General features: G+C 65.4%; 9 protein-coding genes (1 of these 9 cut by a window edge). 5 read left to right on the top strand and 4 right to left on the bottom strand.

Annotated elements, in window-relative coordinates; genetic code table 11:
* Positions 1–310 precede the first annotated feature (310 nt).
* Positions 311–1,216, top strand: a complete 906-nt coding sequence (locus N6H05_RS18075) for a phytanoyl-CoA dioxygenase family protein (protein WP_284110952.1) — start codon at positions 311–313, stop codon at positions 1,214–1,216.
* A 210-nt stretch (positions 1,217–1,426) separates the two neighbouring features.
* Here N6H05_RS18075 and N6H05_RS18070 read toward each other — a convergent pair whose 3' ends face one another.
* Positions 1,427–2,875, bottom strand: a complete 1,449-nt coding sequence (locus N6H05_RS18070) for an amidohydrolase (RefSeq protein ID WP_010336076.1) — start codon at positions 2,873–2,875, stop codon at positions 1,427–1,429.
* A gap of 241 nt (positions 2,876–3,116) precedes the next feature.
* Here N6H05_RS18070 and N6H05_RS18065 point away from each other — a divergent pair, with 241 nt between their 5' ends.
* The 4 genes from N6H05_RS18065 (at position 3,117) to N6H05_RS18050 (ending at position 13,322) form a co-directional block, all read left to right on the top strand.
* On the top strand, positions 3,117–6,134 hold the full coding sequence (locus N6H05_RS18065) for a TonB-dependent receptor domain-containing protein (protein WP_284110950.1): 3,018 nt from the start codon (positions 3,117–3,119) through the stop codon (positions 6,132–6,134).
* 63 nt (positions 6,135–6,197) lie between these two features.
* On the top strand, positions 6,198–8,666 hold the full coding sequence (locus N6H05_RS18060) for a zinc-dependent metalloprotease (RefSeq protein WP_284110949.1): 2,469 nt from the start codon (positions 6,198–6,200) through the stop codon (positions 8,664–8,666).
* A gap of 25 nt (positions 8,667–8,691) precedes the next feature.
* Positions 8,692–10,488 carry a CIA30 family protein gene (locus N6H05_RS18055; protein WP_284110948.1) on the top strand — a complete coding sequence of 599 codons (1,797 nt, stop codon included), beginning with the start codon at positions 8,692–8,694 and terminating at the stop codon, positions 10,486–10,488.
* A gap of 89 nt (positions 10,489–10,577) precedes the next feature.
* Positions 10,578–13,322 carry a M14 family metallopeptidase gene (locus N6H05_RS18050; protein WP_284110947.1) on the top strand — a complete coding sequence of 915 codons (2,745 nt, stop codon included), beginning with the start codon at positions 10,578–10,580 and terminating at the stop codon, positions 13,320–13,322.
* Positions 13,323–13,364: 42 nt separating this feature from the next.
* Here the strand turns inward: N6H05_RS18050 and N6H05_RS18045 are convergent, their stop codons facing one another.
* The 3 genes from N6H05_RS18045 to N6H05_RS18035 all read right to left on the bottom strand — a co-directional run.
* Positions 13,365–14,432, bottom strand: a complete 1,068-nt coding sequence (locus N6H05_RS18045) for a FecR family protein (RefSeq protein WP_284110946.1) — start codon at positions 14,430–14,432, stop codon at positions 13,365–13,367.
* A gap of 15 nt (positions 14,433–14,447) precedes the next feature.
* Positions 14,448–14,957, bottom strand: a complete 510-nt coding sequence (locus N6H05_RS18040) for an RNA polymerase sigma factor (RefSeq protein WP_502958980.1) — start codon at positions 14,955–14,957, stop codon at positions 14,448–14,450.
* 82 nt (positions 14,958–15,039) lie between these two features.
* Positions 15,040–17,123 carry the 3' portion of a TonB-dependent receptor gene (locus N6H05_RS18035; protein WP_284110944.1) on the bottom strand. It continues 385 nt past the right edge of the window, so only the last 2,084 of its 2,469 coding nucleotides appear in the window; the start codon falls outside the window, past its right edge; its stop codon occupies positions 15,040–15,042.

The raw sequence follows: 17,123 nt of genomic DNA, 5'->3' as shown, positions 1-17,123 counted from the left end.
TTTCCATCGCGATCGGTAATTTCCGGAAGGCGCTCGGACTGGCCTGGCCATTATGATGATGGGAAGGGGAATTGCCTAGCCCTGGGTCTGTCCCGTCGCATATGCCTTTCGTTATTTGGTGGCGGACTGTCGAGGACCAATATTCGCGACTTTTGTCTCATCGCCCGTGTCGTCGCGATGGTGAAGAGGATCGTCACCATTGCAACGGGTCCTAACCCTCTAGATGCATTGCGCTTTCAAAAAGCCCATATTAGACAAATCGTCCGAATCTCGATCGATGACGCAAGACCTTGGGCAGGGCACAATATTTATGGATACCCCCAATTTTCATTCAAAATTTGGTGGCATGTGGATTGACAGGGCTGATTGGCGGCAACGCCTTTCGGCGATGCATCTTCCCGCCAATGTTCGTGACGATCTGATTTTCTTCGTTGAGAATGGATTTCTCATCCTGGAGGGCGCAATTGATCTGGATGCGATCGATGCCTTCCAGCAGCAGGTCGAGAAGTCCTTCAGGGAAGGAAACGAACGCCTGCTATATCAGCATCATGGTTCCTACCATGCGCAGCCGTTGACCGAGCCGGTCGATCGGCTTGGTACCAGAATCGTCGATTCCTATGTTGGCCTGCCCGAAGCGCTCGATTTGTTCGCGTCGCCGCGCCTGTTCGCGTTCTTGAAGCTGATCTTTGCCGATGATCCGCTGTTGTTCCAGAGCCTGAGCTTCGATCAGGGGTCGCAGCAGGGACTGCATCAGGACACGGCCTATGTTGTGGTCGATCGTCCGATGGAATTGGCCGCGTGCTGGATCGCGCTTGAAGATGTCAAGGAAGGCTCGGGCGAACTCATGTATGCGCCGGGTTCTCACCGGTTCCCGGACTATCCCTTCGCTGGCAACAAGAAGCATTGGTCGGCTGAAGAGGATGGTTTGGACGTCCATGAGGGATGGAGCCGCTACCTGTATGAGCAATCCTTGCAATTGCCGTCGGGGATCGACGTTTTCCGTCCCAAGAAGGGGGATGTGCTGATCTGGCACGCCGACCTGGCCCATGGCGGTTCACCGGTTAAGGACACCAATCTGACGCGGCAAAGCCTGGTGGGGCATTTCTGTCCCGCAAATGCTCGGCCTTATTATTTTGATCATAGCCAGCGTGATGTGATCAAGCAGCATGGCCCGCTCCACTATTCGAGCAGCCACTATGATCTGTCCAAGGAATAAGTGCTTTTGAAATGATGCAAGTCCCGATCCTCCTTTCGAGGTTGGGTCAGTCATCTTGCACAGCTCTGGATTACCGAAAAGGCAGCATGTCTGGGAAGTGCCCCGGATATGCTGCCTTTTTCATATGGCTGGAGTCAGGCTGGAGGAGTGGAGGCGGGTGCGCCGTTATGCCGCCTTTGTCCTTTAAGCGCGGGATTGGTGAAATCCGGGCTATTTCCCGTTTCGATATTCCAGCGCCGGTCCCTTGTCGCCCAGCAGCGAGCGATAGACGAAATCCTTGCCGCGACGGCGATCCAGTTCGGCCTTCGCCTCTGCCAGCGTATCCGGGCTCTGGAACAGTTGCGCGGCGGTCAGCGCCATCGCCTTGGCAGCGACGACCGCGCCCTTGGTGCCGACGCTGGTGCCGCTGGCGGCGACCGCCTGCCAACTGTGCGGCGGGGTTCCCGGCGCCCAGGTGGCCGCGACCATGCCGACCGTCGGCGTCGTGTAGCTGACATCGCCGACATCGGTGGAGGCGGGCGTCAGGCCGCCGCTGCTATAGGCTTCGACGCTGCCGTCGCCCATGCGCGTGCCCTTGGGGAAACTCGACTGGATCTGGGTGATGAAGGCCTGCTCCTGCGCATTGTAGCTGGGCAGGGTCACCTGTTTCAGATTGTCATACATGACATGGCCCAGCGTGTCGTTGGGCAGCAGGTCGAAGGTGCCGCCGACCTGGTTGAACTCGACCGTGGTGCCAGTGCCCATGGCCGCGCCCTCGGCTGCCTTCTTCACCCGGTCCATGATGTCGGCGACCACCTGCTGGTTGGGGTGGCGGACATAATAATAGACCTCGGCCGTGTCGGGCACGACATTGGGCGCCTTGCCGCCATCGGTGATGACATAATGGATGCGGGTTTCCTGCGGCACATGTTCGCGCATCATGTTGACCATCGCATCCATCGCCTCGACCCCGTCGAGCGCGGAGCGGCCACGTTCGGGCGCGGCGGCGGCATGGGCGGCGGTGCCGTGGAAGCGGAACTTGCCACTGATATTGGCGAGCGCGGTATTTTGCGACGCGCTGTTGCTGTCGGCCGCATGCCAGTGGATCATCGCCGATACATCCTTGGTCAGCCCCGCGCGGACGATGAAGACCTTGCCCGATCCGCCTTCCTCGGCCGGGGTGCCATAGAGGCGCAGTTCGCCCTTGATCTTGTGCGCGACCATCCAGTCCTTGGTGGCGATGGCGGCCGCGACCGAGGCGGCGCCGAACAGATTATGGCCGCAGCCATGGCCGGCAATACCCTCGATCGGCTTGCGCACTGGCTCGGCCGCCTGGGGCAGGCCGGGCAACGCGTCATATTCGGCAAGCAGGCCGATGACCGGGCCGTCGCCGGTCCTGAAGCGGGCAACGAAGGCGGTCGGCATGCCGGCGATCCCGGCCTCGACCGTGAAGCCGGCAGCCTTCAGCTGCTGCTGCAACAGGGCCGAACTCTTGGTCTCCTGAAAGCCGATTTCGGCATAGTTCCAGATCTGCAGCGCGTTCTTGGCCAGCGTGTCCGCGCCGCGATCGACATCCGCCATGATCGCCATCTTGTCGCCATCGGCCAGCGGCCCGGCCAGGGCGGGCGCCGATGCGCCGAGCGCGAGGAGGGCAAGGAAGGAGCGGGCGAAGCGTGACATGGATGGATCCCCTGGCTGCATGAAGCGGGGCGGTCCGCACCATCCCCCACTGGTGAAACGGCTTATCGATCAGGGCGATGGATACCACCATCACAAAAGTGAAATTTTTGATGGGGGAAATTTTCGGGCCTGCGTCTCCGACAATGAGAGGGTTTCCGGCCAAGCAGCCGGACGAGGGGACAACCTCAAAAGATCAGAGCCCATCCGAAGGGATCGGATGGCGGGAGCCAGGGGAAGACATATGGGTGTGTATCGGAACAAGGGAGCCTGCGCGGCGAGCCTGATCGCCATGGGCTGGGCCATGACCGCAGGCAGCGCATTGGCGCAGGACGCCGCCCCGGCGGCGGATGCGGCGGACGGCATCGTCGTCGTCGGCTCGCAGATCAAGGGCGCGAAGATCAACGAGGCGCTGCCGGTCACGGTCGTATCGACCGACGAGATCAAGAGCGCAGCCGCCGTGTCGGGCGACGAACTGTTCCGTTCGATCCCGCAATTTGGCGACGTTCAGTTCAACAGCCAATATCTGCCCGGCAGCTCCAACGGTGCGCGCGGCGACGTCGGTTCGCTCGACCTGCGCAGCCTGGGCATCGGCAACACGCTGGTGCTGCTGAACGGCCGCCGTGTCGTTGCCCACCCGACCAGCCAAGCGAACGACCAGCTGGTGCCGGTGCTGAGCTACAACACCAATGCCATCCCGGTGAACGGGCTGGAGCGGCTGGAAGTGCTGCGCGACGGCGCGGCCGCCATTTACGGCGCGGACGCGGTGGCAGGCGTGGTCAACACCGTGCTCAAGACCGACTATCAGGGCGCCGAACTGTCGCTGCAATATGGCGGCGCGGAAGGCACCGGCCTGCGCGAGTTCAACGCCAATGGCGTGATCGGCACCAACTTCGCCGAAAATCGCGGCAACATCACCCTGTTCGGCAGCTATGACCATGGTACCGGCCTGGATTCGACCGAGCAATATTATACCGAATCCTCCGACCGCCGTGGCCTGTTCGAAGGCACCGCGTTCGAAGGCTCGACCTCGCTCGACGGCCGGTCGACCACCACGCCCTTCGCCAACCTGCGCACCTATGGCAATGTGCCGGTGACCATCAACGGCACGTCCCTGACCAACGCATCAGGCCAGTTCCACCTGCAGCCGACCAGCAGCACGGGCTGCGTCGCGGCGATCGGCAATGATCGCTGCATCCAGAATGGGGCGATGGCGACGGCGGGCGCGGACCGCGACCTGCGTTATGACTCGCTGGCGCAGGGCACGTCGATCATGCCGCGCCTCAACCGCCTCAACCTGTTCATGACCGGCCATTATGACATCAGTGACGATGTCACCTTCTTCGCCGAAGCCGGCTTCTATCGCAGCAAGACCAAGGCGCAGCAGAGCCCGGTGGCGACGCTCAGCTCGATCCCCATCTATGTGCCGGCAAGCAACTACTGGAACCCGCTGGGCCAGGCCGTGTTCGCCAACGGCACCGTCAATCCCAACCGCCTGGCCGGCACCAATGCCCCGGCCGCTGGCCTGCCGCTCACCATCAACAATTATCTGTTCGAGGACTTCGGTCCGATGAACGTCACCGTGACCAACCAGCAATATCGCTTGCTGGCCGGTCTGCGCGGCGAGTTCAACGGCTTCAACTGGGAAAGCGCGATCAGCTATTCCGAAGCCTGGGCTCGCGACGTCAGCGACAATATCAGCCGCACCAAGCTGCAGGAATATCTGTCGCTCTCGACCCCGGACGCCTATAATATCTTCGGCACGTCGGTGAACAGCCAGTCGACCATCGACGCGATGCGCGAGGAACTGGTTCGCTATACCAAGTCGACGCTGGCGACCTACGACTTCCGCATCTCCAAGGGCGACCTCTTCACCCTGCCGGGTGGCAATGTCGGCTTTGCGGCGGGTATCGAGGCGCGGCGCGAGACCCAGCTCGACGATCGCGATCCGCGCATCGACGGCACCATCACCTATACCGATCCGCTGACCGGCGCGGTTGCAGGCGACTTCGTCAACTCCGCGCTCAACAACGACACCAGCGGCCATCGCGAAGTGTTTGGTGCCTATGCCGAATTTGCCGTGCCGCTGGTTTCGCCGGAAATGGACATCCCGCTGGTGCGCAGCCTGGATCTCCAGTTGGCCGGTCGGTACGAACATTATAGCGATTTCGGCGATGTCGCCGTGCCGAAGATCGCCGGTGCCTGGGAAGTGGTGCGCGGCATCCGCTTCCGTGGTTCCTGGGCCAAGTCGTTCCGTGCCCCGAACCTGGAGCAGACCAACGCGACGGTCGTCACGCGCGCGAACAGCCGCACCGACTATATCATGTGCGAGGCGGACGTCCGCGCCGGCCGCATCACCGACTTCTCGCAATGTTCGCGGGCGCAGACCACCTCGGCGCGGCGTTCGGGTAACCCGGACCTCGATCCCGAACGGGCAAAGACCCTGTCGTTCGGCGTCGTGCTGGAGCCGCCGCTGCCCGACGGCATGGGGCATCTGACCTTCACCACCGACTGGTGGCGGGTGCGCCAGACCGGCCTGGTCGGCATCTTCGGCGAAGGCAATGCGCTGATCCTCGACTATCTGCTGCGCAAGCAGGGTTCGAGCAATCCGAACGTGATCCGCGCCGCGGCGACCGCTTCGGATGTCGAAGCCTTTGCCGGCACCGGCCTGACCCCGGCGGGCGAGGTTCTCTACGTCCTCGACCAATATACCAATTTGCAGCCGCAGACGGTGAAGGGCCTGGACTTCAACCTCACCTATCGCACGCCCGAAACCAGCGTCGGCAGCTTCAACTTCGCGGTCAATGCGTCGCACTTCCTGAAATATTATCAGGAACCCTCGCCGGGCATCGCCGAACTGCTGGCGGCGCAGGATGCGGGCGACATCGACGCCGCCGTCAACATCTCCGGTGGCCGCAGCCTGTTGCAGCTCGATCGCAAGCCCAAGTGGCGCGGTTCGGCCTCGCTCACCTGGTCGCTCAACAATGTGACGGTCGGTGCCTTCGCCCAATATACCGGCAAGGTCTATGACACCGGCCTGATCGACGCCGACGGCGATTACTGGACGGTCAAGGCGACCACCACGGCGAACCTCTATGGCCAGTATCGCTTCACCGAGGGATCGCTGAGCGGCACCAGCATGCGCATCGGCGTGCGCAACCTGTTCGACAAGGCACCGCCGCTGTCGTCCAGTGGCTATCAGGGCCAGCTTTATTCGCCGCTGCGTCGCTATTGGTACTTGAACGTCAGCCACAAATTCTGATGCCTCCTGGGGCACCGGCCATCCGGCCGGTGCCCATTTTTTTGCTTTCGGGACATGTTATTGATGAAATCGCTGCGCGCGCTGCCGCTTGTCGCCCTGATGATCCTGAGCGTGCCGGCCGGCGCCGCGCTGGCCCAGCCCGCGCCGACGGCAAGTCCGGGCCCGGCCAGCCTGTTCACGCTGGCGGGCGGGCAGAAGATCGTCCTGCCCAAGGCGGGCGCCAATGGCGTCATCGCTCGCTATCTCTACACCCCCTCGATCGCCGGGGGACTTGGCGCAGCCGAGATCGGCCTGGATCGCGCGCGGCTCGGCGAGACGCAGGTGCTGCTGTTCCGCAAGGTCGGCAACAAGGTGCTGGCCGAGTTCGAGAATTATCGCTTCCGCGCGCTCAATGGCGACGCCGGCGAGGAACAGGCGGTCGCGCGCTCCTTCTCCAATTCGCCGATCTGGTCGGGCGATATTGTCAGCGAAGATGACAGGGGCATCACGCTCGACCTGTCCGGCCTGCTGATGCGCGATGCCTTTGACGTCGCCGGTCGGCTGAAGGCGACCAAGGCCGGCACTTTCAAGATTGCGCCGGCACTGTCCTATGTCGATCCGACGCAGAGCCTGGCCTTCCCGGACAATGTCGAGTTCGAGGCGGCGTTGACCTTCACCAGCGACGAGCCGGGGCGCAGCATCGAGCGCGTGCTGCCCGATGCGCGCGGGCTGACGGTGCGGGTGCATCACAGCTTCATCCGCCTGCCCGACGCCAATTTCCATACCCGCGCCCATGATCCGCGCACCGGCACGTCGGTCCAGGTCATCCGCAACAATTATGCCGCCGCGCTGGACGAGCCGATCGTCACCCGGCTGGTGCGCCGGTTCCGGCTGGAAAAGACCGATCCCAATGCCGAGCGTTCGGCGGTCAGGAAGCCGATCATCTTCTATGTCGACCGCGCCGCGCCGCAGGCGATCCGCGATGCGCTGAAGGAAGGCGCCCAATGGTGGGCGCAGGCGTTCGATGCCGCCGGCTTCGTCGACGCCTTCCGGGTCGAGGAACTGCCGGTCGGCGCCAACCCGATGGACGCGCGCTACAATGTCATCGCCTGGGTCCATCGCGAGACGCGCGGCTGGTCGACCGGCACCACCATCGTCGATCCGCGCAGCGGCGAAATCGTGCGCGGCGTGGTGCAGCTGGGATCGCTGCGCGCCTGGCAGGACAAGCTGATCTTCGAGGGGCTGGCCGGCGCATCCAGGGAAGGCACCGGCGCCAGCGACGACCCGATCATGCTGGTCAAGGCGCGGCTGCGCCAGCTCGCCGTGCATGAGGTCGGCCATGCGCTGGGCCTGTCCCATAATTTCGCCGGTTCGACCTTCGAGAACCGGGCGTCGGTGATGGACTATCCCGCGCCGCGCATCGCCGTGCGGGACGGCGCACTCGACTTTTCCGATGCCTATGCCACCGGCGTCGGCGCCTGGGACAGGTTCGCGATCGACTGGCTCTATCGCCAGTTCCCGGCCGGCACCGACGAGAAGGGCGCGCTCGACGCCATGACCCGCGCGGTCCAGGCCAAGGGCTATCGCTTTGTCGCCGATGGTGACACACGCGGCGATGGCGATGCCCAGCCCTGGGGCAATATGTGGGATGACGGCACGGATGCCGCGGCGCAACTGACCCATATCATGGACGTGCGCCGGATCGCGCTCGACCGCTTCGGGCTCGACAATCTGCCCGCCGGGGCGGCCGCCGCCGACCTGCGCCGGATGATCGTGCCGATCTACCTGTTTCACCGCTATCAGGTAACGGCCGCGTCGAAGCTGATCGGCGGGGTGGATTACAGCTATGCGGTGAAGGGCGACGGCCATGAGCAGGCGCTACCGGTCGACGCCGCGCAGCAGCGGGCGGCGCTGCGCGCGCTGCTCGCGACGCTCGATCCCGCCGCGCTCGATCTGCCCGATCGCCTGTCACCTTTGCTGTCATCGATCCAGTCGGGCATGAGCGACCGGCAGACCGACATCGAATTGCTACCCGGCCGCACTGCCGCCGCCTTCGACTGGGCGCGCGCGGCTGAAGTGGCGGCCGACGGCAGCTTCATCTCGATGCTGGCGCCCGAACGGCTCAACCGGCTGGTGGCGCAGCATGCCGCCGATGCCGGCCAGCTGTCGCTCGACGAATATCTGGGCGCGATCGACGATCGGGTGATGGCCGCCGGGGCAACGGGCCGGCAGGCGGAAATCGCGCGGCAGGTCCGGGCCCGCTATGCCCTGCGCCTCATCAGCCTGGCCGACGACAAACAATTGTCGTCGACCGCGATCGCGATCGTGCGGGCGCATATGGAGAGCCTGGCCGGGCGCCTCGGCAAGCGCGGCGACGCCGCCGACGCTGCGCATAATCGCTATCTCGCCACAATGCTGACGGCCTCGCCCGAGGAGCGCGCCAAGCTAGCCGAGCCGATCGCGCCGCCGCCGCCGATCCCGCCGGGCGCGCCGATCGGCAGCGATGCCGAATGCTGGTTCTGCATGCCGGCCGTGCCGGCGACCGAAGAATAATCATTGCCTTTGAGGGGGAAGTCCCATGCGTAAATCTGTTGTCACTGCTCTGCTGGCCTCGGCCATCGCCCTGCCGATCGCGCTGCATTCCGCCGCTTCCGTCTCGGCCCCAGCCGATGGCGGCACGGTCGCCATCGTCGGCGCGACCATTTTCGACGGCACCGGCGCGGCGCCCGCGCCCGGCACCGTGCTGATCCAGGATGGCCGCATCACCGCCGTCGGCGCCGATGTGAAGGTGCCGCGCGGTGCCAGGGTCATCAACGCCAAGGGCAAGGCGCTGCTGCCCGGCTTCTTCGACGTCCATACCCATTGGACCGCCGGCGGCAGCCCCAGCACCTTCCCGCAGATCGCCAATGCCTATGTCGCGGCCGGCGTGACCACGGTGAATGATTTCAACGAAGCGCCCGAGGCGTTTGCGCCGCTGCGCGCCTGGCTGGGCCAGATGAACGCGCCCCATGTCCGCTTTGCCGCGCGGATCAGCACGCCCGGCGGCCATGGCGCCGACTGGGCCGATCAGGCGACCACCATCTGGGTCAACACCCCCGCCGCCGGCAAGGCCGCGATCGAGAGCCTGGTGCCCTATCAGCCCGATCTGGTGAAGATCTTCTCCGATGGCTGGCGCTATGGCGTGTCGCCCGACAATACCAGCATGGACGAATGGACGCTGAAGGCCACGGTCGAGGCAGCCCATGTCCAGAACTGGCCGGTGCTGACCCACACCGTCACCGTCGATCGCGGCCTGGTCGCGGCGCGGGCGGGCGTGGATTCGCTCGCCCATGGCCTGCAGGACCGGCCGATCACCGCCGAGGAAGTCGCCGCGATCAAGCAGAGCGGCATGGCTATGGCGCCGACGCTGGCGGTCTATGATCCCTATAAGCGTGGCGATGTGAAGGCCGACGATCCGCGCCTGAAGCAGACCTTCCGCAAGTTCGGCTTTGCGCTGGGCAATGTGAAGGCGCTGTTCGATGCCGGCGTGCCGATCGCGCTGGGCACCGATGCGGGCATGCCCGGCACGCCGCATGGTCCGTCCACCCTGCACGAGATGGAATTGCTGGTACAGGCCGGGCTGACGCCCAGCCAGGCGCTGGTCGCCGGCACCCAGACCAGCGCAAAGATCATGCGCATCGATGCCGATCGCGGCACCATCGCGGTCGGCAAGCGCGCCGACATCGTACTGATCGACGGCACGCCCTGGACCAACATCAAGGATGTCTACAAGGTCTCGCAGGTGCTGATCGACGGCAAGCTGGCCTTTGGCGCTGGCGCCCCGGCGCTGCCCGCCGCCAACAAGACCGACCGTCTGCCCTCGATCAGCGTGCCTGCGCTGATCGACGATTTCGAGCGCGACGATCGCCGCTCGTCGATCGACACGTTGCGCGTCGACACGCCCGATGGCGGCATCGACCGGTCGGTCGAGATCACCCAGACGGTGCCGCGCGACGAGGGCGGCAAGGCGCTGTCGCTGTCGGCGCGCATGGCGGTCAAGGAAGCGGCCTATGCCGGCTTTGCCATTCCGCTCAGCCGCGGGTCGATCACCCCGGCGAAGATCAGCGGCTACAAGGGCCTGCGCTTCGAGCTGAAGGGTGACGGCGCCTACACCGTTCGCCTGAACGGTCTGGACGGCGTCTGGGAAGCGCAGGTGCAGGGCGGCGCGGGCTGGGCTGCGGTCGAAGTGCCGTTCAGCCAGTTCAAGCCGGTCGAGCGGCGCGGCAAGGTCGGCCCGGCCTTCACCGGCGACGGCATCACCCAGGTCGAGTTCGGCGGATCGCGCGGTCCGGGCAAGCGCATGTGGTTGCAGATCGACAATGTCCGCTTCTACTAAGGGCTGACGGCCTGCTTGAAGGGGCGCGATGAAACATCGTGCCCCTTTCCCTTTCTGCCTGCTTACGACCAGATATCTGGAGAGATTGCATGAAACCCCATTGGCTTTTCCTGTCGGGCGCGCTGCTGTTGCAGGCGGTTCCTGCCGCGGCCCAGACTGGCGCCCAGACCAGCACGCCGACCCCGCCCGAGCGCTTCTTCAAGCAGCCGCCGGGGACCGACTATTATCTCGCCAATTACAGCGAATATGAGGCCTATCTCCAGAAGCTGGCGACCGAGAGCGACCGGATGAAGCTGGTCGACATCGGCAAGAGCGCGGAAGGGCGCAGCCAGTGGATGGCGATCGTCTCCTCGCCCGCGAACCTCGCCAAGCTGGACGAGTATCGCGCCATTGCCGAGAAGCTGGCCCGCGCCCATGGCGTGGACGAGGCGCAGGCGCGCGCGCTGGCGGCGCAGGGCAAGGCGGTGGTCTGGATCGACGCGGGCATGCACGCGACCGAGACGGTGACGTCGCAGGGGCAGATCCAGGTGCTCTACCGGATGCTGACCCAGTCGGACCCGGAAACGATGCGCATGCTGGACGACTGCATCATCCTGTTCGCGCATGACAATCCCGATGGCATGGAACTGGTCGCCGACTGGTATATGCGCTCCGCCGATCCCAAGAAGCGCGAGATGGCGACGCTGCCGCGCCTCTACCAGAAATATATCGGCCACGATAATAACCGTGACAGCTTCATGGCCGCGATGCCCGAGACGGAGAATGTCAATCGGGTGCTGTTCCGCCAATGGTATCCGCAGATCGTCTATAACCAGCATCAGACCGGGCCGGAGGGCATGGTGGTGTTCGTGCCGCCGTTCCGCGATCCGTTCAATTTCAACTATGACCCGATCGTCATGGCGCAGCTCAACGAAGTCGGCTTCGCCATGCATTCGCGCCTGATTTCGGAGGGAAAGGCGGGGTCGGGCACGCGCAGCGCGGCGCCCTATTCGACCTGGCACAATGGCATGGAACGATCGGTCGCCTATTTCCACAACAGCATCGGCCTGCTGACCGAGATCATCGGCGGGCCGACCCCGGCGAAGATCCCGCTGGTGCCGTCGACCCAGTTGCCGCGCGGCGACGAGATGATGCCGATCGGCCCGCGCGATTGGCATTTGCAGGATTCGCTCGACTATCAATGGACGCTGGACCGCGCCGTCATCGACTATGCCTCGCGCAATCGCGAACGGCTGCTGTTCAACATCTGGAAGATGGGCGCCAACAGCATCGAGAAGGGCAGCAAGGACAGCTGGACCATCACCCCATCCAAGGTCGACCGGCTGGCCAATGCCAAGGCGCTCGACGAAGGGCGTGGCCCCAAGAAGGTCGATCCCGGCCTTTACAAGACGATGCTGCAGGCGCCGGCCGAGCGCGATCCGCGCGCCTACATCATCCCCGCCGACCAGCGCGACATGCCCACCGCGATCGCCTTCCTCAACGCGCTCATCAAGAATGGCATCGAGGTGGAGCGCGCCGACGCGCCGTTCCAGGCGGGCGGGAAAAGCTATGCCGCCGGCTCCTATATCGTGCGCACCGACCAGGCCTATCGCCCGCATGTGATCGACATGTTCGAGCCGCAGGACCATCCGCACGACACGGATTTCCCCGGTGGCCCGCCCAAGGCGCCCTATGACATTACCGGCTATACGCTGGCCTATCAGATGGGGATCGGCTTCGACCGGCTGCTCGACGGGCTGGACCAGCATTTCACCCCGGTGCCCGACCTGCTGGCGCCGCCGCCCGGCCGGATCGTGGGGCAGGGCAAGGCCGGCTGGATCGTCGGTCATGAAAGCAACAACAGCTTCATCCTGACCAACCGCCTGTTGAAGGCGGGCGTGCGTCCGGCCTGGCTGAAGCAGGCGGTGAGCGCCGATGGCGAGGCGATGCAGGCCGGCGCGATCTGGATCCCGGCATCGGCCGGCGCGCAGAAGATCATCGGCGATGCGGTGACGGAGCTGGGCCTGACCGCCCATGCCGTCGATGCCGCGCCGCAGGGTGATCGCATTGCGCTCAAACCCCTGCGCATCGGCCTGGTCGATCGCTATGGCGGCAATATCCCGACCGGCTGGACCCGCTTCCTGCTGGAGAAGTTCGAATTTCCCTTCGCGCCGGTCTATGCCAAGCGTCTGGATGCGGGCAATCTGGCGAAGGACTATGATGTGCTGCTGTTCGCCGACGGCGCACTGCCGCCGAGCGGCGCCTGGGGAACGGCCCGCGCCGGCAAGCAGCCAGACGCCAAGGATACGCCGGCCGAGTTCGTGCCGATGCTGGGCGATCTGACCGACGCCAAGACGGTGCCGGCGGTCGCGGACTTCGCCCGCAACGGCGGCGCAGTGGTGGCGATCGGCAATTCGGCCCGCTTCATCGACCTGCTCGGCACGCCGCTCAAGCCTGCATTGTCCCGCGAGGTGGAGGGGGCGATGAAGCCGCTCGACACCAAGAGCTTCTTCATCCCCGGATCGATCCTGCGTGCGCGCGTCGATAACCGCCAGCCGCTGGCCTATGGCCTGCCCGACCAGGTGGACATGTTCTTCAACCGCTCGCAGACCTTCGTGACGGCGAATGCCACCCCCTATGGCCAGGTGTCCTGGTTCGAGGGCCGCGACCTGCTGCGCAGCGGCTGGGCCGTGGGACAGGAGAAGCTGGCCGGCACGATCGCCGTCGCCGATGTCGATGTCGGCAAGGGCAAGCTGCTGGTGATGGGGCCGGAAGTGGCGCAGCGCGCCCAATCCTATGGCACGTTCAAATTCCTGTTCAACGCGCTGCTCTATGGCGCGGCCGATCGGAAATAAGGGAAAGACACGGGGCGTCGACAGGCGCCCCGTTCTACTGGATCAGCCCCGGACGGCGCAGTCGCCGGGGATGATCTGATCGCCGCGGGTCAGGACGATCCGGTCGGCGCTACGCGCTACATGGACCAGCCCCTGCTGCTCCAGCGCTTCGGCCAGGCCATCGGCATTGTCGATGTCGAATACGCCGCTGATGGCGATATGCGCGGCATCCTCCTTCACCTCCAGCCGGCCCGAGCCATAGCGGTTCATTTCCGCCGCGACGTCGGACAGGCAGCGGCCGGTGAAGACGATGCGCCCGTCGCGCCAGGCGCTTTCGCGGGTCACGTCGACCAGATCGACCGAAACGCTCTGGTCCTTCTGCGTCAGGCGCATGCCGGCGGGCAGCAAAGTGGCGCGGCTGCCATTGTGGGTTGCCGCAGCCGTCACGACGCGGACAAGCCCCTCGGTCGTTGTCACCTGTTCCCGGCCCGAGAGGCGCGATACGTCGAAGGCGGTGCCGACCGCCGTGGCCGTGAGCTTGCCGGCCGACACGCTGAAGGGGCGGCTCTTATCCTTGTGGACGGCGAAATAGGCGCGGCCCGTTTCCAATGCGACCGCCCGCTTGTCGGCGGAGAAGGCGAAGCGGATCGCACTGTCGGCGTCCAGAATCACGCGTGAACCATCGGGCAGCTGGATATTGCGGCGGCGGCCGGCGGGGCTGAACAGGCGCGTGCCCGTCGCCTGTGCCACCTGTTCGCCGGACAGGGCGGGCGGCACGGGATGCTCGGCCGGCCGGCTGGTGAACCAGAGCGTCGCCGGCACCGCCAGCAGTGCGGTCAGCGAGGCTGCCAGCAAGGCCGCGCGCCAGGGGCGGCGCGGCCTTGCTGGCGCAGCGGCTTCGGTCTGGCGCGCCTGCATCTGGGCCAGCATCGTCGCGATCGCATCATCCTGCTGCGCGGCGCCGGCGACGTCCCAGCCGCGCTCGACCGCGTCCATGGCCGCGCGATGCGCCGGGGCCGCATCGCACCAGGCGGCGATCGCCGCCCGCTCGGCGGATGTCGCCGTGCCGGACTGCAACCGCGCCCAATGGGCGGCGGCGATGTCGAAGGGGTCGTCCCCGTCCTGGGTCATGAAGTGACCGCTATCCTATCGTGCCATGCGCCGGGCGACATGCGCGACGGCCTTGGCGACATGTTTCTCGATCGCGCTCACCGAAATGCCCAGCCTTTCCGCAATATCGCCATAGGCCAGCCCTTCGTAGCGCCGCATCAGGAAGATGTCGCGGGTCCGTTCCGGCAGCTCTTCCAGCGCGCGGACGACCTGGGCGATCTCTTCCCTTGCCTGTAAGACGCGGTCGGCGGTCCGTTCCTCAGCAGGATGATCCTTTTCCGTCAGTTCATCATGCCCCTTGGCATGACGGACCTGATCGCGCCGCGCCTGATCGCGCAATACGCTGGACGCGGTGCGGAAGATATAGCCTTCCAGATTATCGATGCCGTCGGGCGACTGGCGCACATGCATGCGCAGCATCACGTCCTGCACCAGGTCGTCGACGATATGGGCGCTGGCAACGCGGCGCGCAAAATAGCGGCGCAGCGCCGGGATATAGGCGGAATAGTCGGTCGCCCTGTTTTCCGCCCCGCCCGGTTGCGGCAACGACGATCCTGATAGACGGTTCAATCCCAAAACCCCTTGTCCGCGCTTTCCAACCCCTTGCGAGCCGCACCGGCGACCCGCATCACCAATGCCGGTCCCAGCTCAGCAGAATCGATCGCGGTCCTGAACTGAACGTTTGACCGACCCCATATCCGTTAGTCACCGCGCGCAAATTCGCGACGCGGTTGAAAATATTGCGCGCCCGCAGCGACAGGCTGGTCCGCTCGCAGCGCCAGCTCAGGCCCGCACCGAACAGCGAGAAGCCCGACGTATCGACGAAATCGGGGTCGTCGGACGTGAAGGTGGACCAGGAACCCGACTGATATTGCCAGTCGCCCTCGACCGTAAGCTGGCCATGGCCGCCGACCGACCAGCTGCGCGACAGGCTGGCCTGCAACCGGCGATGCGGCACGAAGGGGATGCTGTCGCCCTTGTCAGCCCCGCCGACCAGTGGTGCGGCATCGGACACGCGGGTCAGGTCGGCGCGGATCAGGCTGGCCTCCAGCCGGGCGGTCAGGCCCGGCAGCGGGCGGGCGACCAGTTCGAACTCGGTGCCCAGGATCATCGCATTGCCGACATTGACCAGATAGGCGTGCGAGCGATTTTCCGACAGCGCCCGATACTGCATGTCGCGCCAGTCGTTCATATAGGCGGTCAGCGTCATCTCGCTGTCGCGCCAGAGATGCAGGTTGAAGCCGAGTTCCGCGCCCCACAGGCTGTCGCCATCATAGGTGCGGCGATCGGGCAGCAGCACCGAGGCCGTATTGACCCCGCCCGGCCGGATGCTGCGCGTCAGCTGGGTATGCCAGCTGGCGCCCGGCGCGATCGGCAGGTCGATATGGACGCGGGTGCTGAGCCCGCCCGATCGGCTGACGGTGCGGGGCCAGGAGTCGATCGATCCGCTGAGCAGATTGGGCACGACCACATCATTCTGCGACGCGACGCGATAATCATCATAACGCAGCCCCAGCGAGACGAGCAGGTCATCCTCGCGATAGGAGAGGGTGCCGAACAGCGCCGCCTGGTCGCGACTGATCGCCAGCCGGCGGGCACCGAACAGTTCGGCGGTCACATCGGGATCACCGCTGTAGGAGGAGAGTTCGCTGCGCAGCCGCTCGCTCCGATGATCGATCAGCACGCCCGCCACCCAACCCAGCCCGTGGGCATTGTCATGCCCCAGGCGCAATTCCTGCAGGATGCGGGTCGACACGATCGGAATATGCAGCAGCGATGGCGCGAGGCTGGCGGCATAATCGGCGAACTGCTGCGTCTGCGCCGGATCGCAGGATGGACTGTCGAGCCCGAAATAACGCTGGCAGGCTTCGGGATCCTGCCCCTGCAGCAAGGTGGCGTTGGTCCGGTCATAACGCCGGTCGAGCGACCAGCGATAAGCGGCCGTGATGCTGGTCAGGCGGACCGGGCCGTCGCCGTAGCCGATCTTGAGCCGCCCCATCAGGAAGTCATGGGTGGTGGGCGCGGCGAAATAGCGATCGGTGCGATAGGAGCCGAGCGACTGGAACCAGGAGGAGGCGTCGGCGATGCGGCGATGCTGCCAGGTGAGCAGCGCCGATATGTCGAGATCGGGCTGCGGCACGATCCGCGCGATCAGGCGCAGCCCCGATATGTCGTCGTCATTGACGTTGCGCGCGCCGGTGCGGACATTGTCGACATAGCCGCCTGCGCGGCTGGCATAGGCGGTCGCGCGCAGGGCGGCGCGCGCGCCCAGCGGAATATTGAGCGTGGAGGAGGCCGAAAGATCCGGCTCGCCGCCCTGCTGCATGCCCAGGCCCAGGCTGGCGCCGCCGCCCCATTGGCCCAGATGCGGTTCTTCGGGCGCGATCTCGACCTCGCCAGCGAGCGCGCCGACGCCATGTTCGGCGCTGCGTGCGGTGCGCGCGATGCGGACCTGCGCCACGTCCACCAGCGACAGGTCGCTGGTCGTGCGCGCGGCGTCGCTGCCGGTGCCCGACGGGCCGGCGATCGGCACATCACCGAAATAGACCAGAGTGGTGGATTCCCCGGCCATGCCGACGCCGCGCACGACCAGCGCCCGCTGCCCGGCATTGCCCGGCTCGCTGCTGATGCCCGGACTGGCTTCGACCAGGGCGGCAATCCCCGCCGCGCTGGGCCGCAGCCGCAGGTCGCCGGCAAAGCTGACCGGGTCGG

Origin of the sequence: Sphingobium sp. WTD-1 (assembly GCF_030128825.1) — a bacterium.
In the GTDB taxonomy this organism is placed as follows: Bacteria; Pseudomonadota; Alphaproteobacteria; order Sphingomonadales; family Sphingomonadaceae; genus Sphingobium.
This window is presented reverse-complemented; position numbering and strand designations above follow the sequence as displayed.

What these genes read in the sequence shown, in the direction of transcription:
- N6H05_RS18075 (WP_284110952.1), top strand. Translation starts at nt 311, where the DNA reads ATGGATACCCCCAATTTTCATTCAAAATTTGGTGGCATGTGGATTGAC.
- N6H05_RS18070 (WP_010336076.1), bottom strand. Translation starts at nt 2,875, where the DNA reads ATGTCACGCTTCGCCCGCTCCTTCCTTGCCCTCCTCGCGCTCGGCGCA.
- N6H05_RS18065 (WP_284110950.1), top strand. Translation starts at nt 3,117, where the DNA reads ATGGGTGTGTATCGGAACAAGGGAGCCTGCGCGGCGAGCCTGATCGCC.
- N6H05_RS18060 (WP_284110949.1), top strand. Translation starts at nt 6,198, where the DNA reads ATGAAATCGCTGCGCGCGCTGCCGCTTGTCGCCCTGATGATCCTGAGC.
- N6H05_RS18055 (WP_284110948.1), top strand. Translation starts at nt 8,692, where the DNA reads ATGCGTAAATCTGTTGTCACTGCTCTGCTGGCCTCGGCCATCGCCCTG.
- N6H05_RS18050 (WP_284110947.1), top strand. Translation starts at nt 10,578, where the DNA reads ATGAAACCCCATTGGCTTTTCCTGTCGGGCGCGCTGCTGTTGCAGGCG.
- N6H05_RS18045 (WP_284110946.1), bottom strand. Translation starts at nt 14,432, where the DNA reads ATGACCCAGGACGGGGACGACCCCTTCGACATCGCCGCCGCCCATTGG.